This window comes from Aquabacterium sp. J223 (assembly GCF_024666615.1).
Taxonomy (GTDB): domain Bacteria; phylum Pseudomonadota; class Gammaproteobacteria; order Burkholderiales; family Burkholderiaceae_C; genus J223.
The window spans coordinates 2,965,230-2,991,890 of record NZ_CP088297.1; the positions used below are offsets into that span (position 1 = coordinate 2,965,230).

The window sequence follows — 26,661 nt, forward strand, 5'->3', positions numbered from 1 at the left end:
GGCCGCCCACGCGGGCGTTCAAGCGCCGGCCGAGGGGCGCGGCTCTTGCGGCCGGCGCGTCTGCAGCAGCGCGGCCAGCCGGGCGGCGTCCACCGGCTTCGTCAGGTGCTCGTCGAAGCCGGCCGCCAGCGCGGCCGCCTTGTCGCGCTCCTGGCCCCAGCCGCTGAGCGCGACCAGCAGCACCGCCCGGTCGCCGGCGGCGCGGATGCGGCGCGCCACCTCGTCGCCGGTGGCCTTCGGCATGCCGATGTCCAGCAGCGCCACCTGCGGCGAGAACCCCTGCCAGGCGGCCAGCGCCTCCTCCCCGTCGTAGGCCACCTGCACCTGGTGCCCGTCGAGGGTCAGCAGTTCGTGCAGCGTGTCGGCGGCGTCGCGGTTGTCGTCGGCCACCAGCACGCGCAGGCGGGCCGGCGCCGCTGGCGCGGCGGCCGCCGTGGCCACGGCCACGGGCACGGGCTCGGCCACGGGCGGCGCTCCCACCGCCGGCGGCAGGTGGACGACCATGCTGGTGCCGTGGCCCTCGCCGTCGCTGTGGGCGGTGAGCTGGCCGCCGTGCAGTTCGACCAGCGCCCGCGACAACGCCAGGCCGATGCCCAGGCCACCGCCACGCTCGCCACCCGGTCCCTGGCCGAACATCGAGAAGATCAAGGGCAGCGACTGCCGCGCGATCCCCATGCCGTTGTCCTCCACCCGCAGGCGCACGCCGTCGGCACGCGCCTCGGCGCTGAGGCGGATGACACCGCCCGGCTCGGTGAACTTGGCCGCGTTGCTCAGCAGGTTGGACAGCACCTGCGCCAGCCGCAGCGGGTCGGCGTCGACCACCGGCGACGGCTGCGGCACCGCCACCGAGAGCTGGTGACGCCGCGCCTCGATCAGCGGACGCGAGGTCTCGACGGCGGAGGCGACGATCTCGGCCAGCGCATGCGGGCCGCGGCGCAGCGCGAGCTTGCCGCGGGTGATGCGCGAGACGTCGAGCAGGTCGTCCAGCAGCAGCGCCATGTGGCGCACCTGGCGCTCGATGATGGCGGCGCTGCGCAGGCGCTGCGCCTCGCTGGCGCGGTCGTTGGAGAACACGCCGGCGGCATGGCGGATGGGCGCCAGCGGGTTGCGCAGCTCATGCGCCAGCGTGGCGAGGAACTCGTCCTTGCGGCGGTCGTCCTCCTTCAGCGCCGCCTCGGCGCGCTGGCGGTCCTGGATCTCCTGCTGCAGCGTGCCGAGCATGTCGTTGAAGGCGCGCACCAGCACATCGACCTCCGCCAGGCCGCTGGTCGGCGCACGCAGGCCGAAGTCGCGCTGCCGGGCCACCTCGTCGGCGGCGTCGGCCACGTTGGACAGCGGCCGCAGCAGCCGGCGGCGCAGGCGACCGAACACCGCCGCCGCGATCAGGAAGCCGGCGCCGCCGATGGCCACGAGGATGAGGCCGGTGTCGCGCAGCCGCTGCGTCAGCCCGAGGCGGGACACCAGGTAGACGCTGCCCAGGCGCTCGCCGACGTGCACCACCGGCAGCACCAGGCCGACCGAGTCGATGCCCTGGCGGGCATCGGACGACCCGTCGTCGCTCAGTCGGTCCGGCAGGCGCTCGCCGGGCGCGGCCACGCCGTTGAACAGCGTGCCGTCGGCGCGGTAGACCGAGACCAGGCGCACCCGCTGGCGCTCGCGCAGCGCGAGCAGGGTCTCCTGCAGCGCCTGCGGGTCGTCGAAGGCCAGCGCCGCCACCGCGCTGCTGGCCACCAGCGCGGCCTGGCTGCGCAGGTCCTGCAGCCCCTGCTGCCGCTGGTTCACCAGGTCGTAGGCCAGCAGGGCCAGCGCGCTGACCAGCAGCGCCATGGCCGTGGTGGTCCACGTCACCCGCGTGAGCGCGGCGGACAGCGACTGTTGTGGACCGCGCGGCGTCGTCATTCGACCACCTTCACCGCCACGCCGAGCAGGCGGGCGCTGGCGCGCAGCCGCGCCCGCTCCAGCGCCCGCAGCGAGACCTCGAAGCGCAACCGCTCGCCGACGTGGACGAAGTTGATGGCGCTGCCTTCGGGCAGGCCCTCGGGCACGTCGGTGACCAGCAGCACCGGCCGGCCCTGCAGCCGCATCGCCCACGACTCCGCATAGGAGCGCGGGCCGCCGACGAACAGCAGGTGGACGTCGTCGACCGGGTCGCCGGTGCGCACGGCACGGGTGGCCAGTTCAGGGCCGCCGGCCTGCCGGCCGGCCGCATGGTGCTGCAGCGCAGCCGCCACCTCGGGCGCGCCGGCCACCGCCAGCACCAGCACCGGCGGGGTCGGCGTCGGCCATTCGACGAAGCCGGAAAAGCGCACGAGGTAGGCCGCCTTGAGGTCGGCCGGGCTGACCGGCGGGGCGGGCACGGGCTGCGCAGCCGCCAGGCCGGGCCACAGCCCGACCAGCAGAAGAACCAACCCTCGCCTGGTGCACGGTCCCTGCACGCCATCGACTCCCTGCGTGTTCTTGTCCTGGCAGGCCCACGGCGGCACCGCCGCCGCGGCCCCGTGGAGGGGTCGATGCGCCCTCGCTTCGGGAGGCGCGATTGTGGCCGCATTTCGGCCAGAATCGCCGCCGCCTGGAGCGGGGCATGTCGACCCTGCCCGCCGTTGAGAAGGGGGGGCCTTCGTGCTCGCTCGACGCATTGCCGGCGCCTCACGGCGCCGTTGGACCGCTCACGCCTTGTGCGCCCTCGCCGCCGCGTCGACCGGCGTGCCGGCGGCCGCGCAGGTCCGGGACGCGCCGGTGGCGCCGGCCGCCCCGTCGTTGCCCGACCTGTCGCTGGAAGAGCTGGGTTCGCTGCCCGTCACCTCGGTCAGCGGCCGCGCCGAGCGCTGGCAGGACGCGCCGGCCTCGGTCTACGTCATCACCGGCGACGACATCCGCCGTTCCGGCGCCGTCACCCTGCCGCAGGCGCTGCGGCTGGCGCCCAACCTGCACGTCGCCGCGCTCAACGCCACGCAGAACGCCATCAGCGCGCGCGGCTTCAACACCGCCATCGCCAACAAGCTGCTGGTGCTGATCGACGGCCGCACGGTCTATTCGCCGCTGTTCTCGGGCGTGCTGTGGGACGCGCAGGACGTGGTGCTGGAGGACGTCGACCGCATCGAGGTCATCAGCGGCCCGGGCGGCACGCTGTGGGGCGCCAACGCGGTCAACGGCGTCATCAACGTGGTGACGCGCACCGCGGCGGCCACGCAGGGCACCCAGCTGTCGGTGGGCGGCGGTGAGCACGGCCACCACACCAGCCTGCGCCACGGCCTGCGGCTGGGCGACCAGGCGCACCTGCGGCTCTACGCGCTGACCCGCCACACCGACAACACCCTGCGCGCCGACGGCACGCCCGTGACCGACCAGGCGAGCAAACGCCAGCTCGGCTTCCGCACCGACTGGGCCGACGAGCGCCGCAGCCTGACCGTGCAGGGCGAGGCCTATGAAGGCGGCGAGGCGCCCGGCACCAACACCGCCCCGGTGCAGCGCGGCCACCACCTGCTGGCACGCCTGGGCGAGCGCCGCGCCGACGGTGCCGAATGGACGCTGCAGGGCTACGTCGACAGCGCCGAGCGCGACGAGCCGGTGATCTTCCGCGACCGCACGCGCACCGTCGACCTGCGCTTCGACCATGCGCTGCCCGCCCGGGGCGCGCACCGCCTGCTGTGGGGCCTGAACGCCCGCGAGGCGTTCAGCCGGACCGAACGCACCACGGCGGAGTTCCTGCCCGGCGACCGCCGGCTGCACTGGGCCAGCGTGTACCTGCAGGACGAGGTGCGGCTGGCACCGCGCTGGCAGGTCACCGGCGGCCTGAAGCTGGAACGCAACCGCTACAACGGCTGGGAATGGATGCCCAGCCTGCGCCTGGCCTGGCGGCCGAGCGACGCGCGCATGGTGTGGGCCGGCCTGTCGCGCGCGGTGCGGGCACCATCGCGCATCGACCGCGAATTCTTCTTCCCCGCCGTGACCCGCAGCCTGATCGCCGGCGGCCCGGACTTCCAGTCCGAAATCGCGCTGGTGGCGGAAGTGGGCGTTCGCGGGCAGGTCGGCGCCGACTGGTCCTACTCGGCCACCGCCTACCGCCAGCAGTACGAGGGCCTGCGCGCCGGCGGCACCACGCTGCCGACCCAGGTCGAGAACCGCATCGACGGCCATGCCGACGGGGTCGAGGCCTGGGGCAGCTGGCAGGCGGGCAGAAGCTGGCGGCTGTCCGCCGGCCTGCTGGCGCAGAAGAAGGCCTTGCGCGCGCGGCCGGGCACCGCGCCCAGCAGCATCGCCAACCTGGGCAACGACCCGACGTCGCAGTGGTCGCTGCACTCCAGCCACCAGCTCGGCCCTGCCCAGGCGCTGGACCTGTTCCTGCGCCGCGTCGGCGCCCTACCCCAGCCGGCAATTCCCGCCTACACCGCGCTCGACGTGCGCTGGGGCTGGCGGCCGACGCCGCAGGCGGAGGTGTCGCTGGCGCTGTTCAACGCACTGGACCCCCACCATCCTGAATTCGAGGCCAATCCCAGCCTGCAGCGGCGGCGGCTCTGGCTGCGCCTGGTGCTGTCGGACCACCGATAGGCGCCGCAACGGGGTACAACGCTTGCCCACGGCACCCGCGATCCACCACGTATCGATGTCCGCCCCGTCCCCAGGACCATCCGCCGCCGCCCCGGCCGACACGCTGCTCAACCCCGACCAGCGCTTCCGGCTGCTGGTCGACAGTGTTCAGGACTACGCCATCTTCATGCTCGACCCCGAGGGCCGCGTGCTGACCTGGAACGCCGGGGCGCAGCGGCTGAAGGGCTGGCGGACGGAGGAGATCGTCGGCCGTCCGCTCGAGACCTTCTACCCGCCGGAGGTGGCGGCCTCGGGCTGGCCGCGCGACGCGCTGCGCCGTGCGCTGGCGGAGGGCCGCTTCGAGGCGGAAGGCTGGCGGGTGCGACGCGACGGCAGCCGCTTCTGGGCCAGCGTGGTCATCACCGCGCTGCGCGACGGCGCGGGCCGGCACCAGGGTTACGCCAAGGTCACCCGGGACCTCACCGAGCGCCGCGCGCAGGAGGAGGCGCTGCGCCGCAGCGAGGAACAGCTGCGACTGCTGGTCAACGCGGCGCAGGACTACGCCATCTTCATGCTCGATCCCGAAGGCCGCGTGCTGACCTGGAACGCCGGCGCCGAGCTGATCACCGGCCACCCCCGCCGAGGCGGTGCTGGGCCGGGACTTCGCGCTCTTCTTCACCGAGGCCGACCGCGCGGCCGGCCTGCCCGGACGCGAGCTGCAGCACGCCGTGCAAGAGGGCCGCGCCCGCACCGAAGGCTGGCGGCTGCGCCGCGACGGCAGCCGCTTCTGGGCCGGGGTGACGATCACCCCGGTGCTGGCCGACGACGGGCAGCTGCGCGGCTTCGCCAAGGTGACCCGCGACCTGTCGGTGCAGCGCCGGCTGACCGCACTGGAGGTGTCGAGCCAGCGCATGAGCGCCTTCCTCGCGGTGCTGGGCCATGAGCTGCGCAACCCGCTGGCGCCGATCCGCAACGCCGCCTCGCTGCTGCGCCGGCTGCCCGAGCTGCCGGCGCCGGCGCTGCACTCGGCCGGCATCATCGAGCGCCAGCTCGACCACCTGGTGCGGCTGGTCGACGACCTGCTCGACGTCGGCCGCATCGTCACCGGCAAGGTGGTGCTGCAGCGCCGGCGGCTGGACTGGCACGAGGTGGTGCAGGCCAGCCTGGAGGTCGCCCGGCCGCTGGCGCAGGCCCGGCAGCACGACCTCACCGTCGACCAGCCCGACGAACCGCTGCCCGTCGACGGCGACCTGACGCGGTTGGTGCAGGCGCTGCAGAACCTGCTGCACAACGCCGTGCGCTACACCGCGCCCGGCGGTCGCATCGCGCTGGTGGTGCGCCGCGATGCGGACAGGCTGGTGACCACCGTGCACGACAACGGCCGCGGCATCGCCGCCGCCGACCTGGAGCGGGTGTTCGACCTCTTCGTCCAGGCCGAGGCCACCGCCGGTTCGGCCGACGGCGGCGGCCTGGGCATCGGGCTCAGCCTCGCGCGCACGCTGGTGGAGGGCCACGGCGGCAGCCTGGTGGCCGCCAGCGACGGGCCGGGCCGGGGCAGCTGCTTCACGCTGCGGCTGCCGCTGGCCGGCGGCCCGCAGGCCGGCGCCGCGACCCACCGGCGGACGGCGCCCGCCACGCCGCAGCGGGTGCTGGTGATCGACGACAACCACGACTCGACCGACACCATGGTCGAGCTGCTGCGCAGCCTGGGCCACCAGGCGCTCGGCGCCTACGGCGCCGCCGAGGCGCTGCAACAGGCCGCCGCCTTCGTCCCGGAGGTGGTGCTGCTGGACCTGCACATGCCCGACGGCGACGGCTTCTCGGTCATCGCCGAGCTGCGCCGCCTGCCGCGGCCGCCGCGGGTGTTCGCCATGACCGGCTATGGCCAGCAGGGCGACCGCCGCCAGACGGCGGCCGCCGGCTTCGACGGCCACCTGACCAAGCCGGTGGCCCCCGCCGAGCTGGAGGCGGCGCTGACCCCGCGCTGACGCCTACAGCGCCGGCTCAACCCCCGCCGGCGTCCGCCAGCGGCAGCCAGATCTCGAAGCGACTGCCGCGGCCGGGCCCGTCGCTGCGGGCCGCCACCCGCCCGCCGTGGCCCGCGACGATGCTGTGCACGATGGCCAGCCCGAGGCCGAGCCCGCCGGCCGCGCGGGCCACCGGCTGCTCGGCCTGGTAGAAGGGCTCGAAGACGCGGGCCAGGGTGCCGGCGTCCATGCCGGTCCCCTCGTCCTGCACGACGATGCAGGCCTCGCCACCGGCCAGCGCCAGGTCCACCGTCACCGGCGCCTGCGGCGAGAAGCGCAGCGCGTTGACGAGCAGGTTGGTGACGGCCTGCACCAGCCGCGTCTCGTCGCCCCGCACCACGGCCGGAGGCAGCGCATCGGGCAAGCGCAGGCCCGGGTGGTCGGGCACCGCCTCGATCGCGCGCTCCAGCACCGTGCGCAGGTCCACCGGCTCGCGCTGCAGGACCAGGGCACCGCGGGTGATGCGCGAGATGTCGAGCAGGTCGTCGACCAGCCGCCGCATGTGCTGCAGCTGGCGCCGCATGATCAGGCGCTCGCGGTCGGTGTCGGGGCCGGCCTTGCGGTCCAGCAGCTGCAGCGCGGTGACCATCGGCGCCAGAGGGTTGCGCAGTTCGTGGCCCAGCACCGCGAGGAACTGGTCCTTGGCCTGCGCCGCCTCCCCTGCCCGCTGCAGCGCCTGGCGCAGCGAGGCGAGCAGGTCCTCGCGCTCGGACGCGGCCTCGGCGCGCTGGGCGGCGGCCTTCTGCAGCGCCTGGCCCATCTGGTCGAGCTCGGTGATGCCGCTCGGCCCCAGCTGCAGCGGCTGCCCCTCGCCCAGCCGCACCGCCTGGTCGCGGATGGCGCGGATGGGCCGGCTCACCCGCCGCGCCACGTACAGCGCCAGCGCCAGGCTGAGCCCCAGCGACAGCACGATGCCGACGACGTAGCCGACCAGCGTGCGCTGCAGCGGCGCGTCGAGCAGCGCGGTCGGGATCTCCACCGACACCGTCCAGTCGGTGGTGCCGATGCGGCTCACGCCGAGGTACACCGACCCGCCGTCGGCGCCGCTGGCGTGTCCGGTCATCTCGCGCCAACCGGGCGGCAGCCGGTTCGGCGCGTCGGACACCGGCTGCGCCCGCGGCGGCCGGAAGTCCTCGGTCGAGCGGGCCACGCGCTGGCCCTGGCCGTCGAACACCGACGAGGTCCAGCCCTCGGGCAGCTGCTGGCGGCGCAGCAGCTCGACCAGGCGATCGGGCTGCAGGGCGGCGCTCAGCACGTAGGCCACCTGGCCCTCCCGCAGGACCGGCAGGCGCACGGCGAAGGCCAGGTTGCCGCGGCTGCCGACGGCCAGCGACCCGAGCACCGGCCGGCGCTGCGCCACCGCCAGCCGCAGGCTGTCCGGATCGACCACCGGCTCGGCGCCCGGCGCCCCGAAGGGCCGCGAGCTGCGCAGCAGCACCCGGCCGTCGGCGTCGGTGAGGATCACCGCCAGCCAGCTCGGCCGCGCCTGCACCGCCTTCTGGCTCAGCAGGTGGAGCTGGCGCAGGTCGCCCTCGGTCAGCGCCGGCAGCAGCGACAACGATCGCAGCGACGCCCGCGAGCCCTCCAGCTCGCCGTCCACCGCGCTGGCCAGCGCCCGCGTCAGGCTCAACGCGCTGCGTTCCACCTCCGCCCGGTGCGCGACGATGGCGGCGCGCATGTTCCAGGCGGCAAACAGCGCCAACGGCAGCAGACCGGTGGCGAACAGCAGCAGCAGTTGTCGGCGCAACGGCTGCTCGGGCCTCCCGCTCATCCAGGCATGTCCATGCCGCCATTTTCGCCCAGGCGGTTGTCGGGGACCGCCGACGCCCCGTTGGCCTCCCGGGTTCGACTGTTCCAAACTGCGTCTAACATGCGCCCCACGGGGTTGGCAGACCCACGTGCAAGACATCACAACGCCAGGGAGTGCGAGATGCAGTCGGACGCGGTTGGAACCGACGGCGCCGCGGAGGAGATGCAGGCTCTGCGCGACCAGTTGGCGCAGGCGCTGCTGGCGGTGCGGGCACGCGACGAGTTCCTCGCCATTGCGGCGCACGAGCTCCGCAACCCGATGCACACCGCCGCGCTCACCATCAGCACCGTGCTGGCGCAGTCGGTCGCGCAGGGCGACGCTGAGCTGGAACGCCGTGCGCGCCGGGCGCAGCGGGCGATCGAGACGCTGGTGCGGCGGGCCTCGCTGCTGCTGGACGTCTCCCGGCTCAACGACGGCAGCTTCGTGCTGCGGCGGCGGCCGGCGGACCTGGCCGACTGCCTGCGCGCCGCGGTGGCGCAGCTCGACGACCAGGCGAGGCACGTCAGCAGTCCGCTCCGGCTGGACTGCCCGGGCAGCCTGCCCGGCCTGTGGGACATCGACGCGCTGGCCCAGGTGGCCGACAACCTGATCACCAACGCGGTGAAGTACGGTGCCGGCCAGCCGGTGCAGGTGCGGGCCTGGGCCGACGACCGGGGCACCGCCTTCAGCGTCAGCGACGGCGGACCCGGCATCGCCGCCGCCGACCGGCAGCGCATCTTCGACAAGTTCGAGCGCCTCATGCAGGGGGCGTGCGCCAGGACGGCTTCGGGCTGGGCTTGTGGATCGTCGGCCAACTGGTGCATGCCCACGGCGGCACCGTCGAGGTGACCAGCAACCTCGGCCAGGGCAGCACCTTCACGGTCACGCTGCCGCACACCGAATGACACACACCATCACCAAAGGAACCGCGATGAACCTGCTGCGCCGCATCCCGACGCTGGTGCCAGGCCTGGACGACGTCCTGCGCGGCGGGCTGTTCGAAGGCGGCGTCTACATCGTCGAAGGGCCGCCGGGGGTGGGCAAGACGACCCTGGCCAACCAGATGGCCTACAACTTCGCGCAGGCGCACGGCCAGAAGACGGTCTACGTCACCCTGCTCGCCGAGTCGCATGCCCGCATGCTGCAGCACATGGGGGCGCAGACCTTCTTCCGCATCGGCGCGGTGAACCGCGAGGTCATCTACATGAGCGCCTACCGCGAACTCGAGCGCGACGGCCTGAAGGGCGTGATCGCCCTGCTGCGTGAAGAGGTCACCCGCCATGGGGCCGGCCTGCTGGTGGTCGACGGCCTGGTGATCCCGAGCGACGGCAACCCGATCGACGAGCAGGTGCGCCAGTTCGTGCACGAGCTGCAGAGCGTGACCGGCCTGCTCAACTGCCTGTGCCTGCTGCTGACCAGCGGCACCGGCCGCTCGGTGAACGCCGAGCAGACCATGGTCGACGGCATCTTCCGGCTGGAGGACCTGTCGCACCGCTGGCGCGCCGAGCGGCGCTTCCACGTCCGCAAGTTCCGCGGCAGCGCGGTCGAACGCGGCGGGCATACCTTCTGCATCACCGACGACGGTTTGCGCTTCTACCCCCGCTTCGAGACCACGCCGCTCCAGCCGCGCGAGCGCGAGGCGGAGCCGCGCGTGGTCAGCAGCGGGCTGGCCGCCCTGGACGACCAGGTGCTGGCCGGCGGTCTGCGCCAGGGCAGCAGCACGGCGGTGTACGGCCCCAGCGGCAGCGGCAAGACGCTGCTGGCCATGGCCTTCGCCGCCGCCTCCTCGGTCGAAGAGCCCGGGCTCGTGCTCAGCTTCGGCGAGTCCCCCGAGGACCTGAAGGCCGTCGCCGGCGCCTGCGGCATGGACCTGGCCCAGCGCGTGGCCGACGGCAGCCTCACCTTCACCTGGCGGGATGCCCAGGAGCAGGCCCTCGACGAGATCGGCCACCACCTGCTGCGCATGGTGGACGAAGGCGGGGTTCGGCGCCTGGTCGTCGACGGCGTCGCCGGGCTGGCCGACACGCCGGCCTTCGCCGAACGGGGCTACCGGTTCATGGGGCACCTGCTGCTGCAGCTGCAGGCGCGCGGCGTCACCGCGCTGTTCACCATCGATCCCCAGGCCTTCGACGCCGCCGGCGGCGGCCCCCCGGCTCAGGGGTTGATGGGCTGGTTCGACAATGTGGTGGAACTTCAGTTGCCTGCAGTGGGAGAGGATGGTCGTCTGGCCGTGCTGCGCAAGCTGCGCGGCGGCCGGGCCCGCCGAACGCTGCTGCATCTGCGGATGAGCGATGCGGGTCTGTCGGCCCAGTGAGCGTCACCGCAAGGAAAGCCATGAAGTCGGTCCTGGTCGTGGAAGACGAGTACGGCAATGCGGAGGTGCTGCAATTGCTGCTGGAGTCGGCCGGCTACCAGGTCAGGCTGACCTCCAACGGCCGCGAGGCGCTGGTCGAACTGGCCCGCGAGCGGCCGACCCTGGTGTTGACCGACTACATGATGCCGCGCATGACCGGCGGCGAGCTGGGGCTGGCGCTGCGAGCGGACCCGCAGCTGCGCGACATCCCGATCGTCATCATGAGCGCCACCGAGGAATCGGCGATCCAGTCGGTGTTCGCCGACTACGACGCCTTCCTGCGCAAGCCCTACAACGCCGAGCAGATGCTGGCGGTGCTCGACCGGCTCGCCGAAAGCGGCCGCCAGCCCCAGGCGCCCGACGCCCAGATCGACGAATCGGTGCGCCAGCTGCTGCGCGGCATCAGTTCGTCGCGGCCCGAGGAAACCTGACCGCGGCCGCACCAGGCCGCGGCGCCCGCGCTAGTACACCTCCGGCACGAGCATCCGCGCCGGCACCGGGTGGCGGCTGTAGTCCGCGTGGCGCACCCGCTCGGGCAGCTGCAGCGGCTCGCGCGGCACCTCGCTGTAGGGCACCTGGCCCAGCAGGTGGGCGATGCAGTTCAGCCGCGCCCGCTTCTTGTCCACCGCCTGCACCACCCACCAGGGGGGACTCGGGGATGTGCGTGCGCGCCAGCATGTCCTCCTTGGCCTTGGTGTAGTCCTCCCAGCGGCGGCGCGACTCCAGGTCCATCGGGCTCAGCTTCCACTGCTTGAGCGGGTCGTGCATGCGGCCGAGGAAGCGCAGGTGCTGCGCCTCGTCGGTGATGGAGAACCAGTACTTCACCAGCTGGATGCCGGAGCGCACCAGCATGCGCTCGAACTCGGGCACCGAGCGGAAGAACTCCTCCACCTCGTCCTCGGTGCAGAAGCCCATCACCCGTTCGACGCCGGCCCGGTTGTACCAGCTGCGGTCGAAGAGCACGATCTCGCCGGCCGCCGGCAGGTGGGCCGCGTAGCGCTGGAAGTACCACTGGGTGCGCTCGCGGTCGTTGGGCGCCGGCAGCGCCACCACCCGTGCCACCCGCGGGTTCAGCCGCTGGGTGATGCGCTTGATCATGCCGCCCTTGCCCGCGGCGTCGCGGCCCTCGAAGACGATGACCAGCTTGTGGCGGCTGGCCACCACCCAGTCCTGCAGCTTGACCAGCTCGCGCTGCAGGCGGAACAGCTCGCCGAAGTAGCGGCGGCGCGGCAGCGGGCTGCCGGCTTCGCGCGCCTCGGCCGCGCCGCCGTGCAGGCCGTCGAGCCGGTCTTCCCAGTCCAGCTCGAGCTCCTCGTCGTAGTCGTCGAGCAGTTCCTCGCCGAGGCGGTCGAGCAACCGGTCCTCGCCGGTGCGGGACAGGGCGGAAGGGGGGTGCGGTCGTCCATCGCCGAAGCCTAGCGGCCCGGCGGCGACAGCCGTGTGAAACCCCCCGGCGCCGCCCGGGCAGCGGCCGGACCGCGGTCAGGCCGCCCGGCGCACCGGCTCGGCGGCGTCGTCGTCGCCGCGCGCCGTCAGCGGCAGGTCCGGCGCCAGCACGCCCAGCCGCAGCCAGGCCACGGCGGCCACCTCCGGCGCCAGCCGGCGCCAGCGGGTCTCGGCGCAGAGCTCGGCGGCCGCGTCCACCAGCGCGTCACGGTCGGCCCGCGGCCACTGCGCCTGCAGCCGCCCGGCGCAGCGCGCAATCCATTCCACTTCGTCCATGGGACAGCTCCTGTACTGTGTATATGTACAGTATCTGCGCTGGGTTGGACGAGGTCAACCGCCCGCGGCGGCGAAGGACAATGGCGACTGGCGGGCGGTCACCAGCGGCCGGGCGGTGGCCGCCTCCTGACACCGCGTCAGGTCCGGTGGCGTCGAGCACCAGACCTGCTCGCCGGCGACGAAGACCCGCAGTTCGCCGGCGGCCATCGGCGCCCAGTCTTCGTTGCGGGTCAACGGCTCGGTGGCCACCAGCACCATGCGGTCGCCGGGGCCGTTGTCGACGCCGAGGTCGAGGCTCAGCTCCTCGTCGACCAGGTGGGCGACCGGGAACGGATGCCGGCGCTGCAGCAGGTGCAGCGAGGTGCTGGCGTGGGCGTAGAGCGCCTGGCCGTCGCTGGCGAGGAAGTTGAACCGGCCGTGCCGTGCCACCTCCGCGGCCAGTTCGGCCATCACCGGCGCCACCTGCTGCCAGGCCGGCGCCTGGCGCGAGCGGAAGCGCTGGCGCAGCTGCTGCAGCAGCCAGCAGAAGGCGCGTTCGCTGTCGGTCTGGCCCACCGGGCGCAGGCCGCCGGCCAGCCGCGGCTTGAAGCCCTGCAGGTCGCCGTTGTGGGCGAAGGACCAGTGGCGGCCGTTCCACTCGCGCAGGAAGGGATGGCAGTTGGCCCAGCGCACGGGACCCTGCGTGGCCTTGCGGATGTGCGCCAGCACGGTGCGCGCGCGGATGGGGTGGTGGCGCAGGAACTCGGCCAGCGCCGAGCGGCTGGCCGGCTGGTCGTCGACGAACAGCCGGCAGGCGGCGTCGTCGTGGAAGGCGACGCCGAAACCGTCCGCGTGCTCGCCGGTGCGTCCGCCCCGCGCCGCCAGCCCGGTGAACGAGAAGGTCACCGCCGCGGGCACGTTGCAGCTGAGGGCGAAGAGTTGGCACATGGGACGTCAAACGCGACAACCGGTTCTTTGGTTGTCGGCCGATACCCTGCACGCTTCATGCCGTCGCTGGCCGTTTCGCACGGTTTGCGCGGCTGCGGGCCGGCCGCCGGTCAGCGCTCGTCCGCGGAGGGACCGAGGTTGTCGTGCAGCCGGCCGAGCAGCACGCCGAGCTGCTGCACCTCGTCGTCGCCGAGGCCGGCCAGCAGACCGGCCACCAGCCGCCGCCGCCGTGCCTCCATCGTGTCGCGCAGCGCCCGGCCGTCGGCGGTGAGCCGCAGCAGCAGCCGGCGCCGGTCGGCGGGGTCCGGCTCGCGCTCGACCAGCCCGCGCTGCTCCAGCCCGTGCAGCAGCCGCGTCATCTGGGCCTTGTCGCGGCCGCTGCGCTGCACCAGCTCGGCCTGCGTCAGGCCGCTGTCGCGCCGGCCCAGCCCCATCAGCAGGCGCAGCTCCAGCGGCGTCAGGGTCGGGGCGCCGCGGCCGGCCTCCTCGCGCAGCGCCTGGTGCAGCCGGCCGCGCACGGCGAACATCAGCGCCTGCAACTGGTCGAGCACCGCGTCCCGGGCCGTCGAACCCTTCACCGGCGCCACCCGGCCTTACCGTTGACAATGTCCACGAATAGCTCCATGATGACGTTGACTATATCAACGAATTGCCATGACGCCCTCCTCCCCCTCCCTGGCGCCGCAGCGCGTGCGCCACCCCCTGCAGCGCCGCCGGCTCACCGTGCAGCGGGTCATCGAGCTGTCGCCGCACCTGCGCCGCGTGCGGTTGGCGGGGCCCGAGCTGGCCGGCTTCGTCAGCGCGTCCTTCGACGACCACGTCAAGCTGATGCTGCCGTCGCCCGGCCAGCCGCTGGTGCTGCCGGACCTGGGTCCCGACGGCCCGCAGCGCCCGCCGCAGGGGGATGCCGGCCCGCGGCCGCTGATGCGCGACTACACCCCGCGCCGCTTCGACGCCCACGCGCTGACGCTGGACATCGACCTGGTGCTGCACGGCCACGGTCCGGCCGCCACCTGGGCGGCGCAGGCCGCACCAGGGCAAGAGGTCGCCATCGGCGGCCCGCGCGGCTCCTTCGTGCTGCCGGACGGCTACGACTGGCAACTGCTGGTCGGCGATGCGGCCGCCCTGCCCGCCATCGCCCGCCGCCTGGAGGAACTGCCCCGCGGCACCCGCGTCGCCGTGGTGCTGGCGGTGGCGGAGGCCGACCGCATCGACCTCGCGACGCAGGCCGACGTCGACCTGCGCTGGGTGGCGCCCGGCAGCCTGCAGGCGTCGCTGGCCGGCTGGCGCCCACCGGCCGGCGAGGGCTACGCCTGGGCCGCCGGCGAGGCGCGCGAGATCGCCGCCCTGCGCGCGCAGCTCGTTGCGCCCGAGGTCGGTGTGCCGCGCGACCGCATCCGCGCCGCCGCCTACTGGAAGCAGGGCGCCGCCGGCCACCACGAGAACCTCGGCGACTGAGTCGGCCGGCTGGCCTGCCGCGTGGCATCGACCGCCTGCGACGGCCGGAACCCTCCGTGGTCGTGCGCCGACGGGCCCTCACGCCGCTGTCATGTCCGGCTGACATGCTCGCGGGCTTCATCCGATGCCCGCCATGTCACGCCCCGCCCTCGCGCTGCTGCTGAGCCTGCTGCCGACCCTGCCGCTCTCCGGCTGCGGCGGCGGAGGGCAGGCGCCGGAGCCGCCCGGTGGCTACGCCTTTCCCCAGGGCGTCGCCAGCGACGGCGTGCACGACGGCGAACTGGTGCTGACCACCCGCTGCCAGCGGCGCGACGGCCGCGAGGCCGACGTCGGCCTGACGCTCCAGGTCTCCCACCGCAACGACTTCCACGAGCTGCTGGCCGAGGTGCCGCTGGTGGCGCTCAAGCGCGACGACTACCGGGTGAGGGCACGGCTCGGCGGCCTGCCGCCCGGCATCACTGTCTACTACCGCTTCGTCGTCGACCACGACGTCAGCCCGGTCGGCCGGGCGTTGACCGGTCCGGCGACCGCGCGGCGCTCCTGAGGCGCATCGCATCCGCCGCCGGCGACCCCGCGTAGAGCCGCAGAATCCTGCCGCCGATGACCACCGCCCGCCCCTTCGGACCCACCGCCCGCGCGCTGCTGCGGCTGCTGGCCGGCTGGCTGGCGGTGCTGCTGCTGGTGCAGGGGCTGGCGGCGGGCCAGGCGCTGGCCCGCACCGGACGCCACCTGCACCGGCCGCCGGACATCGGCGTCGCCGCACCGCCGGCGGCCACGCACGACCGCCTGCACCAGGCCGCGCTGCCGCACGAGCACGACCTGCTCGACGCCAGCGTGCTGGCCCTCGGCACCGACCCCGCCGATGGCGCCGGCACCCAGTCGCTGCTGGCGGCCTTCGCCGCCGCCCTGCCGTCGGCCAGTGCGCTGGCGCTGGAACCGCGACGCCACCTGCTGCGGGCCGCGCCGGCGTGGGCGGCCAGCGCGCCACCCGCGGCGCCGCCGCGGCGCCCGCCCCGACAGGGCTGACCGCCGGCACGGCCCGCGCGGCCGTGCCCCCTCCCGGTAGACCGCCGAGCCGCGACCCCGCGGCCACGGCCGTCCGTTCCCGCCCTGTCGAAAGCCCGTCGTGACCCACCGCCACCCGCGCGGCAACGCCCTGGCCGCGCTGCCGCTGCTGTCCTGCCTGCCCCTGCTCGCCGTCGCCGCCGAGCCGCCCTCGCCACCCACCGCCGTCGCCGCCGCCGCGCAGGAGGTGGTCGTCGAGGGCCACTACGACAACGCCGTCGGGACCTCCGAGGCCGCCTCGCAGGGCAGCATCCGCAGCAGCCTGCTGAAGAGCCGGCCCGCGCTGCGGCCGGGCGAGATCCTGGAGTTCGTGCCCGGCGTCATCGTCACCCAGCACTCGGGCGACGGAAAAGCCAACCAGTACTTCCTGCGCGGCTTCAACCTCGACCACGGCACCGACTTCGCCACCACCGTCAACGGCCTGCCGGTGAACATGCCCAGCCATGGCCACGGCCAGGGCTACAGCGACCTCAACTTCCTGATCCCGGAGCTGGTCGACCGCATCGACTACCGCAAAGGACCGTACTTCGCCCAGAGCGGCGACTTCTCGGCCGCCGGATCGGCCGACATCCGCTACCGCCGCCGGCTCGACGCGCCGCTGGCGCAGGTCACCTTCGGCCAGCGCGGCCACCGGCGGCTGCTCGGCGCCGGCTCGACACGGCTCGGCGGCGACCTCACGCTGCTGGGCGCGCTGGAGGTGCAGCGCAACGACGGCCCGTGGACGGTGCCGGAGGACCTGCGCCGCCTGAACGGTGTGCTCACGCTCAGCGGCGGCCACGGCGCCAACGGGTGGAGCGCCAGCGCCATGCACTACAGCGGCCGATGGACCGCCACCGACCAGGTGCCGCAGCGGCTGATCGACGCCGGCACGTTCAACGGCCGGCCCTTCGGCCGCTTCGATTCCCTGGACCCCACCACGGGGGGCACCACCCGCCGCAGCAGCCTGTCCGGCGAATGGCGACGCAGCACCGAGACCACCAGCACCCGCCTCGCGGCCTATGCGATGGCCTACCGGCTGTCGCTGTACTCCAACTTCACCTACGCGCTGTGCAGCGACGCCAACACGCCGGTGGACGCGGCCGACGACTGCGCCACCGCGCGCACCCCCGGCGAAGGCGACCAGTTCGCGCAGCAGGACCGGCGCCGCGTCTACGGCCTGAGCGCCAGCCATGCCGTGGAGCATCGCCTGGGCCGCTGGCCGACCACCACCGAGGTCGGCCTGCAGCTGCGCCACGACCGCCTCCGCGTCGGCCTGTTCGACACCGTGGCGCGGCAGGTGGTCGGCACCACCCGCGACGACGAGGTGCGGCAGACGCAGACCGGCCTCTACGCCCAGACCGCCACCCGCTGGACACCCTGGCTGCGCAGCGTGGTCGGCGTGCGCGGCGACCAGGCGCGCTTCGACGTCGACAGCCTGTCGAATGCGGCCAACTCCGGCCGGGCGTCGGACCAGCTGGTCTCGCCCAAGCTGTCGCTGGTGTTCGGCCCCTGGGCCCGGACCGAGCTCTTCTTCAACGCCGGCCGGGGCTTCCACAGCAACGACGCGCGCGGCACCACCGCCCGCGTCGACCCGCGCACCGGCGACCCGGTGGACCGCGTGCCGGCCCTGGTCGCCGCCAAGGGCATGGAGCTGGGCGCGCGCACCGAGTGGCTGCCCGGCCTGCAGAGTTCGGTGGCGCTGTGGCAGCTCGAGTTCGATTCCGAGCTGGTCTACGTCGGCGACGCCGGCGCCACCGAACCCAACCGGCCGAGCCGGCGCCATGGGCTGGAGTGGAACAACCGCTGGATGCCGCGGTCGTGGCTGCTCGTCGATGCCGACCTGGCCTGGTCGCACGCCCGCTTCCGCGGCCCCGACCCGGATGGCGCGGGCGACCGCATCCCCAACGCGGTGGACCGGGTGGCGTCGGTGGCCGTCACCGTGCGCGAGCTCGGGCCCTGGTCGGCCAGCCTGCAGTGGCGCTACCTCGGCAGCGGCGCGCTGGTGGAGGACAACAGCGTGCGTTCGCGCACCGCGCTCACCACCAACCTGCGCATCGGCCACCGGCTCGCCCGCGACACCGAGCTGACGCTGGACGTCTTCAACCTGTTCGACCGGCGGGTCAACGACATCGAGTACTTCTACCCCTCGCGCGTCACCGGCGAAGCGGCACCCGTGGCCGACCGGCACCTGCACCCGGCCGAGCCGCGCACGCTGCGGCTGACGCTGCTGCAGCGGTTCTGAAGCCGCGGCCGCGGGCGGCTATGCTGGCCGCAGGCGCTGCGTGGTCCCAGCAGTCCCGCGGCCGCGTCGAGCGCCGCCGGGAGATCCCACATGCAGTACCTCGCCCGCGGCCTGACACCGGCCGCGCCCCCGACCTTTTGCGCCACCGGGCGCCGACCCTCCGCCTTGCTGTCCGCCCTGTTCTGCGCCCTGGCGCTCACCGCCTGCGGTGGCGGCGACAACGACGACGTCGCGCGGGCCGAATGCGCCGTCGTCACCGGTGCCGGCAACGTGACCGTCGGCTCGGGCGTGGCGGGCGACCCGGCCGCGCCGGAGCCCGCCTCCGGCTACCGGCTGGGCAAGACGGCGGTGAACAGCCGCAGCTACATGGTCATCACCGCCAACCCGCTGGCCAGCCAGGCCGGCTGCGAGGTGCTGCGCTCGGGCGGCCACGCCGCCGACGCGGCGGTCGCGGTGCAGGCGGTGCTCGGCCTGGTCGAACCGCAGTCCAGCGGCCTCGGCGGCGGTGCCTTCCTGCTGCACTACGACGCGCAGACCCGCACCGTGCAGGCCTACGACGGCCGCGAGACCGCGCCCGCCGCGGCCACCGAGAACGACCTGCGCTGGGTGGACGCCACCACCGATCGCACGCTGCCGAAGCCCAGCGCCCGCGCCAGCGGCCGTTCCATCGGCACCCCCGGCGCCGTGCGCATGCTCGGGCTGGTGCACCAGGAACACGGCCGCCGGCCGTGGAAGGACCTGTTCAAGCCCGGCATCGACCTGGCCACCAACGGCTTCGCCGTCAGCGGCCGCATGGCGGCGGCGATCCAGGCCTCGGCCACCGACCTGAAACGCGACCCGGAGGCCGCGGCCACCTACTTCAACGCCGACGGCAGCCCGAAGGCGCTCGGCACGCGGTTCACCCTGCCGGCCTATGCCGACACGCTGACCCGGCTGGCCGAGGGCGGCGCCGACGCGCTCTACACCGGCGCCATCGCGCAATCGATCGTCGACAAGATCGGCACCACCACCGGCGCCGACGGCAGCGTCATCACACCGGGCCGCACCACGCTGGCCGACCTGGCCGCCTACCAGCCGAAGAAGCGCGAAGCGGTGTGCACCACCTACCGCGCGTACTGGGTCTGCGGCATGCCGCCGCCGTCGTCGGGCGGCATCACGGTGGCCTCGGCGCTGGGCATCCTCGAGAACTTCGACCTGGCGGCGCAGCAGCCCACCGCGGTCGACGGCGAAGGCGGCCGGCCGACGGTGCTCGGCGTGCACCTGGTCAGCGAGGCGGAACGCCTGGCCTACGCCGACCGCGACCGCTACATCGCCGACACCGACTTCGTCCCGCTGCCGGGCAACAGCCCCAGCGCGCTGCTCGACAAGGACTACCTCAAGGGCCGCGCCGCGCTGATCCGCACGACGGCCAGCCTGGGCACCGCGCAACCGGGCAACTTCGGCCTCGCACCGCTGGGCGCCGACCGTGGCCGCGACAACGGCACCACCCACGTCAGCATCGTCGACAGGGCGGGCAACGTGGTGGTGCTGACGACGACGGTGGAAAGCTCGTTCGGCGCCTTCCACATGACGCGCGGCTTCATCCTCAACAACCAGCTCACCGACTTCTCGCCCGCGCCCGCCGATGCTGCCGGCCTGCCCATCGCCAACCGGCTGGCGGCGGGCAAGCGGCCGCGCAGTTCGATGGCGCCGACGCTGGTGTTCCGGCGCAACGCCGACGGCAGCCGCGGCGACTTCCTGATGGCCACCGGCTCGCCGGGCGGCGGCGCCATCATCCAGTACGTGACCAAGACGCTCATCGGCGTGCTCGACTGGGGGCTGGACGCGCAGCAGGCCACCAACCTGGTCGACTTCGGCGCCGCCAACGGCCCCACCACCAACGTCGGCGGCGAGCACCCGGCGGTCAACGCGGCCAACAACGGCAACGCCGATCCGCTGGTGAACGGGCTGCGGGCGCTGGGCCACACGGTGAGCGTGGCCGCCCAGTCCAGCGGCATCGGCACCATCGTGCGCACCGCGCCCTTCGGCCGGCCCGGCTACACCGGCGGCGCGGACCCGCGGCGCGAGGGCGTCGTGCTGGGGGACGTGCTGGTCGCGCCCTGACGCGAACGGAGCCCGGCCCCCGGGGTGCCGGGCGCCATGCCCGCGCCGGTGCTCAGCCGCCTTGGGGCGGCCCGGCGACGGGCGAGCCGGGTCCTGGCTGCCGCGGCTCGAGTTGCCGCAGCAGCGCGGCCGCCTCGGGCCGCGTCGGCTGAAGGCGCTGCAGCGCGGCCAGCAGCGACGCCGCCGCCGCCGGGTCCTGCCGCGACAGCGCCTCGGCCATGCGCAGCAGCGGGTCGTAGGCCGGGCGGAAGTCGGCGCTGTCGGCCAGCACCTGCAGCAGCGGCGCCTGCACCTGCGCCAGCATCTGCCGCGCGTCGGCGCTGGGACGCACGTCGCGGCCGGCGATGAGGAAGCGGTCACGCGCCTGCCGGTAGGCGGCGAGCCGCCGGGCGGTGGCCTCGTCGCCGAGGTCCAGCAGCTCGCCCGGCCGCAGGTCGAGCTGCGGCAGCAGCGCCAGCAGCCGGTCCCGCGGCCGGGCCTCGGGCGCGTAGGTGGCGGCCGGCGCCCGGGCCGCCACCACCGGGTGGTCGTCGGTGTTCAGCGGCGCATCGCCCGCCAGCCGGGCCAGCGCCGACGGACCGGCCACCACGCCGCCCGCCACCGCCCAGACGTCGGCCAGGCCGACCTCGGCCGGCGAGCGCGGCCAGGGCGAGCGCTGCAGCCGGGCACCGAGCGCCGCCACGTCGATGCGCCGGCCGTCGGCGTGCGAGACCAGGCCCAGCACCGGCGTCTGCAGGCTGAGGCCGGCCAGCACCGCGCCGCCTTCGGGGAAGGCGACCTGGAACGACCGCACGACGCTGCGCAGCGTGCCGAGGTCCATCTGGTGCAGCGGCAGCCACTGGCAGAAGAGGCCGCCGTCGGCCAGCCGCGCGCGCACCGCCTGGAAGTGCTCGACGGTGTAGAGCGAGCCCGATCCGCCGCGCGCCGGGTGCACGTTGTCGGCGACGACGACGTCGTAGCGCTGCTCGGCGCTGCGCAGGAACCGCCGCGCGTCGGCCTGCAGCAGACGCAGCCGCGCGGCCGGCGCGTCGTCCATCAACGGTCGCGTGAAGAAGGCCGACGCCGCGATGACCTCGGGCAGCAGCTCGACCGCGTCGACCTCGACCCCCGTCATCACCGCTGCCGACGCCGCCGTCACGCCGGTGCCCAGGCCGAGGAACAGCGCCCGCCGCGGCCCGGCGTGCAGCAGCAGCGGCAGCAGGGCCTGCCGCGCATCGGCCGTCCACGTGGTGTTGCTGCCCTCCTGCGCGCGGTTGTCGATGTGCAGCGTGGCGCTGCCGTCGGCGTGCTCGACGATGGCCACCGTGCCCAGCGCGCCCTCGCGATGCTCCAGCAGCCGGGCCCCCTCGGGGACCCCGATGAAGCGCAGCGGCGGCAGGGCCAGCGCCACCAGCGCCAGCGCCACGGCCGGCGCCCACACCGCGGGCGAGGTCCAGCGGCGCCAGGCCGGCACCAGGTAGGCCGCGATCAAGGCGAGCAGCGCGGCCTTGGTGCCCGCGGCCGGCACCAGCAGCAGGCCGAAGACGATCGGCGCCAGCGCCGCACCGAGGGTGTTCAGCGCCAATGCGCGCCCCAGGCCCAGGCCCCGGTCCTGCGCGCGTTGCGCCAGCGCGCTGAAGACGGCGCCCATCGCCAGCGTGGGCGCGGCGAAGGCGGCCAGCGCCAGCGTGGCCTCGATCGCCAGTGCGGCGCCGACGCCTCCGCCGAACGACGACGACAGGACCGACTGCAGGATCGGCTGCAGGGGGCCCGCCCCCCAGAGCCCGCCGGCGCCCAGCAGGCCGGCCGCCGCCAGCGTGCCCAGCAGCCGGTGCGGCGCGACGGTGCGGCGGGCGCCCCAGCGCTGCCACGCCGCCGCGCCCAGCGCCGTGCCGACCAGGTACACCGCCAGCAGCAGCGCGAAGGTGTAGACGGTGTTCTCGGTGAGCTGGCCCAGCACCCGCACGGCCAGCACCTCGTAGCCGATGCCGAGCAGGCCGGTGAGCCACAGCAGCGCGCCGAGCCGTCGGGCCTCGGGCGACCGCACGGTCGGGCGCGGCGTGGTCTTGGCCGCCACCGCCGGCCAGGTCCACGCGAGCAGCGCGCACAGGACGTTCAACCCCGCGCACACCAGGGCGGTCTGCCGCAGGCCCAGCGACGGGACCAGCCAGAAGGCCGACGCCAGCACGCCGATCACCGCGCCGAGCGTGTTGGCCGCGTACAGCCCCGCGAACGACGGACGGCCCGGCTGCAGCGCGGCCAGCGCCCGCGCCAGCGCGGGCAGCGTGGCACCCATGGCGGCGGTGGCGGGCAGCAGCACCAGCAGGGTGCCGCCGAAGGCGACGCCCGCCTGCCAGGCGGCGGTCGGCTGCGCGCCGATGAACTGCCGCAACGCCCCGGCGACCGGCTGGGCCAGCCAGGCCAGCGCGAGGCTCCAGCCCGCGATCACCGCCTCACAAAGGGCATAAGCCCGAGCCGGCCGACGGCTGCGGGCGAGGCGGTCGCCCAGCGTCCAGGCGCCGAACGCCAGGCCGCCGAAGAAGGCGGTGACCACCGCCAGCACCGACGCCGTCTCGTGGCCGAGCCACAGCGCGCCCTGCTGCGTCCACACGATCTGGTAGCCGAGCCCGGCGAATCCCGACCCGAGCATGAGCAGGGGCGCCAGGCGCAGGCGCCGGCCGGCCCGGGACGCCGACGTCGCGGCTCCCTCGTCGCCGGAGGACAGGATGGCGTTCAACCGCTGAAGCCGATGGTGTAGCCCCAGGAGTCCAGCCGCGTCGGGATGGCGTTGAAGGCCAGGGTGATGCGGCGCGGCCCGGGGTTGGGCGGCACCGCGTGCAGCAGGTAGCTGGGGAACAGCAGCGCATCGCCCGGCTGCGGCTGCGGGCTGATCCACTTGTCGGCGTTGTAGGGCCCGGTGGCCGCGCCGGCGTGGTCGTTCTTGAACACGAAGTCGTGGCCGGCCGGCGGCCTCATGAACACCGTGCGCGAATCGGCATGCGTCGGCGTCAGGTAGACGATGCCGGAGACGAAGCTGTTGGCGTGGTTGTGCATCGCCTGCCGGCCGCCCTCGTCCAGCAGGTTGACCCACATCTCCTTCAGCGCCCAGCCCAGGCGCTGGCCGAACAGCAGCGCGCCGAAGTCGACCAGCTTGGGTGTCAGCCGCTCGGCGACGAGGCCCAGCAGCGGCGTGTCCGACGGCTTGAGCAGCGCGGTGTGCGACAGGTTCGCCGACGCGTTGTTCTGCAGGTCGGCGCGGTCGCCGAAGTAGGCGACCAGGCCGTCCAGCAGCGGCGCCGGCAGCACGCCCGGTGCGCGCAGCACCGGGGTGGCGAAGAGGCCGAAGACGTCGTCGGCCATCAGCCCTTCTTGTTCCGCCGCGCGGCGACGCCCAGGCCGGCCAGGCCGAGCACCATCAGCGCATAGGTCGACGGCTCGGGGATGGGCGTGATGGTGATGTTGTCGAAGGCGGCTTCCAGGCCGGCGCTGAAGACCACCGAGCGCGCGTCGGCGAAGGTGCCGGCCAGCATGTTGAAGTTGCAGAACGCGGTGTCGCTGCAGCCCGTGGTGGCGTTGGCCAGCAGGTTGAACGAGGCCAGCAGGGTGCCGGTGCCGTTCAAGCCGCTCCACACCTCCACCGCATCGCTCGACCGCACGGCCGACGAGTAGTAGAAGCTCAGGCCGGTGAAGGCGAGGTCGCTGTTCAGCGTCGAGTCGGCGTCGACCGGCGTCATCACACCGACCGCGCTCGGCGCGTTCGAGAAGTACGGGCCGGCCGCGTCGTTGAGCAGCGCCAGCGCGCCGCCGCCGAAGCTCACCCCCAGGTCGGGTCCGCTGTTGCCGGCGGCATCGGTGCCACCGTTGTAGTACTCCAGGATGGAGCCGAAGCTGCTGCTCGACGGCAGTTCGAAGTCGATCAGGATGGGCGCGGCGAACGCCGGTGCCGCGGCCAGCAGGCCGAGGACCGCGGAGGTGGACAGGAACTTCATGGGATCTCCCGTGGGGTGATGGGCACGCCGGCCCGGGCCGCCATGGGACCCCGCCACCGGCAGACGGCGCGCAGTCTTCCAGCGCTTCACGACAGCAGCGTGACGGTCCGTCGTTCCTGCCGGCACGGGCACTTGTTCCGGGGTGACGTGAATCTGTCACGGCCGGTTCACGGCCCGTTCCTAGGATCCCGGCAACTTCAACGACCGCTGCCGGAATCCCATGAAGACGATCTTCCCCAAGAGCCCGCTCGCGCTGGCCGCCGTGGCCGCGCTGGGCAGCCTGGCCCTCGGCGGCGCGCCCGACGCCGCCAACGCGGCGAAGACCGCCGGCACCTACGTCGCCGGCGACTTCCACAACCACAGCACCTGCTCGGACGGCGCCACGTCGCTGCAGAAGAAGGTCAAGAAGTCGATGGACCGCGACGCCACCACGCCCTGGGGCCTGGACTGGTTCGTCCAGGCCGGCCACGGCGGCACCGGCAACCGCAACTGCACGCTGGCCGAGGACGCCAGCCTGGCCACGCCGGCCTACCCGCTGGTGACCAACGCCAACGGCCAGGTGCTGGGTCCCAACACCACCTGGCTGAATTCGCAGCCGCCGGTCACGCCGGCCGGCGATGTCTCGGGCTCGGGCAACAACCGCAACATGTGGCGCTGGAACGCGATCCAGAGCTACCAGTACCCGCTGATGGAGTACCTGGCCGCCTACCGCAACGAGCCGCTGTTCATCGGCATCGAATCGGTGGTCGCCGGCCACGAGCACACGTCGATGTCGGTGATCACCGGCCAGATGCCGACGGCCATCTACAACACGCCGCTGCCGACCACGCCCGGCTACACGCCGCTGGGCAACGCCAACGCGCTGGCCAAGTGGGCCTACTGCTTCGACCGCGGCAACAGCGACACCAGCCGCGGTGGCGCCAACGCCTGGGAATGCTCCGTGCCCGGCAGCCTGAACAGCGGCAACCCGGACTGGAACGCCGGCGCCGCCAAGCTCAACGGCGCCAACGGCAACAACGGCCACCTGAAGACGGTCGAGGCGGTGAAGTGGATGGCCGCCTTCCACGGCGAGGGCAGCTACTACGTGCCGGCCCACCTGGAACGCGCCGGCCCCTTCAACCCGTCGGGCAACAACGGCTTCAACGTCGAGCACCTGCGCAACTTCAACAACGCCGGTCCGCGGGTGGCCTTCGGCTTCGAAAGCCAGCCGGGCCACGGCGCGTCGGAACAGCGTGGCGAGTACACCCTGCGCCGCAACACCATCGGCGGCGTCAACGTCGACTCGGTGGGCGGCACCACCTTCGGCGGCACCGGGGTCTACGCGGCGCAGGTCGGCGGCGTGTGGGACGCGCTGCTCGGCGAAGGCCGCAACTGGTGGTTCTTCGCCAGCTCGGACTGGCATTCGCGCGGCAGCTTCAGCGTCGACGACCGCCGCACCGACAACGACTTCTGGCCCGGCGAGTACCAGCGCAACTACACCATGGTGCGCACCGGCGGCTCGCGCATGACGCCGCAGATGATCGTCGACGGCCTGCGCAGCGGGAACACCTACGTCAGCTCCGGCCAGCTCATCGACCGCCTGGCCTTCGTCGCGTGCGCCTCCTACGCCGGCCCGGCCCGTCGCACCGACGCCCAGGTCGAGGCGCTGGCGGTGACCGCGGCGCTGAACAAGACCGACATCGACGTCGCCGGCTGCGCCACCATGGGCGAGAAGCTCAAGGTGCGGCCCGGCGCGGAGATCGTCGTCTCCATCGTCGTGCGCGATCCGTCGGGCAAGAACTTCTCGCCCTACGCCTTCCCCAACCCGTCGCTGCTGCAGGTGGGCATCAACCAGCCGCTGGACGCGCCGGTGCTGCACCACGTCGACGTCATCCGCGGCCTGGTCACCGGCTTCAGGACGCCGGGCAGCGCCGACTACGCCGGCACCTGGCCCGACAACTGGGTCGACCTGGCGAACCCGCAGCAGCTGCGCCCGTTGACCACCGTGCCCGCCGCGGCGAAGAACACCACGGCGTCGGTCCTGCGCACCTTCAACGACGCGACCTGGACGACGGTGCCCGGCAATGCCGAGTTCAAGAAGATGACCTTCCGCATCCCGGCGGTGTCGGCGTCGCAGTACCTGCGCCTGCGCGGCACCAACCTGCCGCCGGCCGTGCCCTACGAGACGGACGCCTCGGGCAACCCGCTGTCCGACGTTTGGACCAACTCGCAGGCCATTCGGGCGAAGACCGGCAGCACCACCGAGTTCCCGGTGAACGCGATGCTGCGCATCCCCTGCACGACGGTGGGCACCAACCTGCCGGGCGCCGAGGTGTTCAACAGCACCGGCATCAACGGCTGCCCGAACCACCTGCCGGTGGTCAACGGCCAGCGCATGCTGGCGCTCGACGTCGCCGCCTGGGCCGACCTGTGGTTCTACAGCAACCCGATCTTCGTCGAGGTCTCGGGCTCGACCGTGGTCGCCGGCGTGCAGTAGACCCCTCACCGCCTCGACGGGCGCC

20 protein-coding genes and 2 pseudogenes are annotated in these 26,661 nt (G+C 73.8%); 12 read left to right on the plus strand and 10 right to left on the minus strand.

The window, feature by feature from the left end:
* Positions 1-18: 18 nt before the first annotated feature.
* Positions 19-1,899 carry an ATP-binding protein gene (locus LRS07_RS14135; protein ID WP_260498647.1) on the minus strand — a complete coding sequence of 627 codons (1,881 nt, stop codon included), beginning with the start codon at positions 1,897-1,899 and terminating at the stop codon, positions 19-21.
* Positions 1,896-2,357 (minus strand): TOL_0243 family YfiR-like periplasmic protein, encoded by a 462-nt coding sequence (locus LRS07_RS14140; RefSeq protein ID WP_260498648.1) that lies wholly within the window; start codon positions 2,355-2,357, stop codon positions 1,896-1,898. The genes LRS07_RS14135 and LRS07_RS14140 overlap by 4 nt, the downstream gene beginning before the upstream one ends.
* 316 nt (positions 2,358-2,673) lie before the next feature.
* Here LRS07_RS14140 and LRS07_RS14145 point away from each other — a divergent pair, with 316 nt between their 5' ends.
* Both LRS07_RS14145 and LRS07_RS14155 read left to right on the plus strand, forming a co-directional pair.
* A complete protein-coding gene (locus tag LRS07_RS14145; RefSeq protein ID WP_260498649.1) occupies positions 2,674-4,548 on the plus strand; it encodes a TOL_0244 family TonB-dependent receptor in 1,875 nt (624 codons plus the stop codon).
* A gap of 55 nt (positions 4,549-4,603) precedes the next feature.
* Positions 4,604-6,515 (plus strand): annotated as a pseudogene (locus tag LRS07_RS14155) (PAS domain-containing hybrid sensor histidine kinase/response regulator).
* 16 nt (positions 6,516-6,531) lie between these two features.
* Here the strand turns inward: LRS07_RS14155 and LRS07_RS14160 are convergent.
* On the minus strand, positions 6,532-8,325 hold the full coding sequence (locus LRS07_RS14160; RefSeq protein ID WP_260498651.1) for a sensor histidine kinase: 1,794 nt from the start codon (positions 8,323-8,325) through the stop codon (positions 6,532-6,534).
* A gap of 159 nt (positions 8,326-8,484) precedes the next feature.
* On the opposite strand from LRS07_RS14160, the gene LRS07_RS14165 reads away from it, so the two are divergent.
* From LRS07_RS14165 to LRS07_RS14175, 4 genes are read left to right on the plus strand one after another with little or no spacing between them, the layout of a single operon-like run.
* The gene (locus tag LRS07_RS14165; protein ID WP_260498652.1) at positions 8,485-9,192 is read left to right on the plus strand and encodes a sensor histidine kinase; all 708 of its coding nucleotides are present in this window, start codon (positions 8,485-8,487) and stop codon (positions 9,190-9,192) included.
* Positions 9,162-9,248 (plus strand): hypothetical protein, encoded by an 87-nt coding sequence (locus LRS07_RS22285; RefSeq protein WP_409450646.1) that lies wholly within the window; start codon positions 9,162-9,164, stop codon positions 9,246-9,248. The genes LRS07_RS14165 and LRS07_RS22285 overlap by 31 nt, the downstream gene beginning before the upstream one ends.
* A gap of 26 nt (positions 9,249-9,274) precedes the next feature.
* Positions 9,275-10,657 carry an RAD55 family ATPase gene (locus LRS07_RS14170; protein WP_260498653.1) on the plus strand — a complete coding sequence of 461 codons (1,383 nt, stop codon included), beginning with the start codon at positions 9,275-9,277 and terminating at the stop codon, positions 10,655-10,657.
* A 20-nt stretch (positions 10,658-10,677) separates the two neighbouring features.
* Positions 10,678-11,127 carry a response regulator gene (locus LRS07_RS14175; protein WP_260498654.1) on the plus strand — a complete coding sequence of 150 codons (450 nt, stop codon included), beginning with the start codon at positions 10,678-10,680 and terminating at the stop codon, positions 11,125-11,127.
* 30 nt (positions 11,128-11,157) lie between these two features.
* Here the strand turns inward: LRS07_RS14175 and ppk2 are convergent.
* The 4 genes and pseudogenes from ppk2 to LRS07_RS14195 all read right to left on the minus strand — a co-directional run bounded on the left by ppk2 (position 11,158) and on the right by LRS07_RS14195 (position 13,923).
* Positions 11,158-12,076 (minus strand): annotated as a pseudogene (ppk2, locus tag LRS07_RS14180) (polyphosphate kinase 2).
* A gap of 102 nt (positions 12,077-12,178) precedes the next feature.
* Complete coding sequence (locus LRS07_RS14185; RefSeq protein WP_260498656.1) at positions 12,179-12,418, minus strand: hypothetical protein; 240 nt, start codon at positions 12,416-12,418, stop codon at positions 12,179-12,181.
* A gap of 54 nt (positions 12,419-12,472) precedes the next feature.
* The gene (locus LRS07_RS14190) at positions 12,473-13,345 is read right to left on the minus strand and encodes a class II glutamine amidotransferase (protein ID WP_260498657.1); all 873 of its coding nucleotides are present in this window, start codon (positions 13,343-13,345) and stop codon (positions 12,473-12,475) included.
* 110 nt (positions 13,346-13,455) lie between these two features.
* Complete coding sequence (locus LRS07_RS14195; protein ID WP_260498658.1) at positions 13,456-13,923, minus strand: MarR family winged helix-turn-helix transcriptional regulator; 468 nt, start codon at positions 13,921-13,923, stop codon at positions 13,456-13,458.
* Between the two features lie 76 nt (positions 13,924-13,999).
* On the opposite strand from LRS07_RS14195, the gene LRS07_RS14200 reads away from it, so the two are divergent.
* The 5 genes from LRS07_RS14200 (at position 14,000) to LRS07_RS14220 (ending at position 20,192) form a co-directional block, all read left to right on the plus strand.
* Positions 14,000-14,803 carry a siderophore-interacting protein gene (locus tag LRS07_RS14200; protein WP_260498659.1) on the plus strand — a complete coding sequence of 268 codons (804 nt, stop codon included), beginning with the start codon at positions 14,000-14,002 and terminating at the stop codon, positions 14,801-14,803.
* 133 nt (positions 14,804-14,936) lie between these two features.
* Complete coding sequence (locus LRS07_RS14205; RefSeq protein ID WP_260498660.1) at positions 14,937-15,347, plus strand: PhoD-like phosphatase N-terminal domain-containing protein; 411 nt, start codon at positions 14,937-14,939, stop codon at positions 15,345-15,347.
* Between the two features lie 56 nt (positions 15,348-15,403).
* Positions 15,404-15,829: a hypothetical protein gene (locus tag LRS07_RS14210; RefSeq protein ID WP_260498661.1), complete on the plus strand. Its 426-nt coding sequence runs from the start codon at positions 15,404-15,406 to the stop codon at positions 15,827-15,829.
* A gap of 100 nt (positions 15,830-15,929) precedes the next feature.
* Positions 15,930-18,089: a TonB-dependent receptor gene (locus LRS07_RS14215; RefSeq protein WP_260498662.1), complete on the plus strand. Its 2,160-nt coding sequence runs from the start codon at positions 15,930-15,932 to the stop codon at positions 18,087-18,089.
* A 90-nt stretch (positions 18,090-18,179) separates the two neighbouring features.
* Positions 18,180-20,192 carry a gamma-glutamyltransferase family protein gene (locus tag LRS07_RS14220; RefSeq protein ID WP_260498663.1) on the plus strand — a complete coding sequence of 671 codons (2,013 nt, stop codon included), beginning with the start codon at positions 18,180-18,182 and terminating at the stop codon, positions 20,190-20,192.
* A 52-nt stretch (positions 20,193-20,244) separates the two neighbouring features.
* Here LRS07_RS14220 and LRS07_RS14225 read toward each other — a convergent pair whose 3' ends face one another.
* The 3 genes from LRS07_RS14225 to LRS07_RS14235 form a co-directional block, all read right to left on the minus strand.
* Complete coding sequence (locus LRS07_RS14225) at positions 20,245-22,821, minus strand: fused MFS/spermidine synthase (protein WP_260498664.1); 2,577 nt, start codon at positions 22,819-22,821, stop codon at positions 20,245-20,247.
* 83 nt (positions 22,822-22,904) lie between these two features.
* Positions 22,905-23,531, minus strand: coding sequence for a putative 2OG-Fe(II) oxygenase (locus LRS07_RS14230; protein WP_260498665.1), 627 nt, complete (start codon positions 23,529-23,531; stop codon positions 22,905-22,907).
* Positions 23,531-24,160 carry a PEP-CTERM sorting domain-containing protein gene (locus LRS07_RS14235; RefSeq protein ID WP_260498666.1) on the minus strand — a complete coding sequence of 210 codons (630 nt, stop codon included), beginning with the start codon at positions 24,158-24,160 and terminating at the stop codon, positions 23,531-23,533. Before LRS07_RS14235 ends, LRS07_RS14230 begins: the two co-directional genes overlap by 1 nt.
* A gap of 220 nt (positions 24,161-24,380) precedes the next feature.
* On the opposite strand from LRS07_RS14235, the gene LRS07_RS14240 reads away from it, so the two are divergent.
* Positions 24,381-26,636, plus strand: a complete 2,256-nt coding sequence (locus tag LRS07_RS14240) for a CehA/McbA family metallohydrolase domain-containing protein (RefSeq protein ID WP_260498667.1) — start codon at positions 24,381-24,383, stop codon at positions 26,634-26,636.
* Positions 26,637-26,661: the final 25 nt, after the last annotated feature.

Bases quoted from the DNA above. Each gene is read 5' to 3' on its own strand.
- LRS07_RS14220 (WP_260498663.1), top strand. From the start codon at position 18,180: ATGCAGTACCTCGCCCGCGGCCTGACACCGGCCGCGCCCCCGACCTTT.
- LRS07_RS14200 (WP_260498659.1), top strand. From the start codon at position 14,000: ATGACGCCCTCCTCCCCCTCCCTGGCGCCGCAGCGCGTGCGCCACCCC.
- LRS07_RS14205 (WP_260498660.1), top strand. From the start codon at position 14,937: ATGTCACGCCCCGCCCTCGCGCTGCTGCTGAGCCTGCTGCCGACCCTG.
- LRS07_RS14225 (WP_260498664.1), bottom strand. From the start codon at position 22,821: ATGCTCGGGTCGGGATTCGCCGGGCTCGGCTACCAGATCGTGTGGACG.
- LRS07_RS14235 (WP_260498666.1), bottom strand. From the start codon at position 24,160: ATGAAGTTCCTGTCCACCTCCGCGGTCCTCGGCCTGCTGGCCGCGGCA.
- LRS07_RS14240 (WP_260498667.1), top strand. From the start codon at position 24,381: ATGAAGACGATCTTCCCCAAGAGCCCGCTCGCGCTGGCCGCCGTGGCC.
- LRS07_RS14165 (WP_260498652.1), top strand. From the start codon at position 8,485: ATGCAGTCGGACGCGGTTGGAACCGACGGCGCCGCGGAGGAGATGCAG.
- LRS07_RS14160 (WP_260498651.1), bottom strand. From the start codon at position 8,325: ATGAGCGGGAGGCCCGAGCAGCCGTTGCGCCGACAACTGCTGCTGCTG.
- LRS07_RS14175 (WP_260498654.1), top strand. From the start codon at position 10,678: ATGAAGTCGGTCCTGGTCGTGGAAGACGAGTACGGCAATGCGGAGGTG.
- LRS07_RS14185 (WP_260498656.1), bottom strand. From the start codon at position 12,418: ATGGACGAAGTGGAATGGATTGCGCGCTGCGCCGGGCGGCTGCAGGCG.
- LRS07_RS14190 (WP_260498657.1), bottom strand. From the start codon at position 13,345: ATGTGCCAACTCTTCGCCCTCAGCTGCAACGTGCCCGCGGCGGTGACC.
- LRS07_RS14210 (WP_260498661.1), top strand. From the start codon at position 15,404: ATGACCACCGCCCGCCCCTTCGGACCCACCGCCCGCGCGCTGCTGCGG.
- LRS07_RS14170 (WP_260498653.1), top strand. From the start codon at position 9,275: ATGAACCTGCTGCGCCGCATCCCGACGCTGGTGCCAGGCCTGGACGAC.
- LRS07_RS14230 (WP_260498665.1), bottom strand. From the start codon at position 23,531: ATGGCCGACGACGTCTTCGGCCTCTTCGCCACCCCGGTGCTGCGCGCA.
- LRS07_RS14135 (WP_260498647.1), bottom strand. From the start codon at position 1,899: ATGACGACGCCGCGCGGTCCACAACAGTCGCTGTCCGCCGCGCTCACG.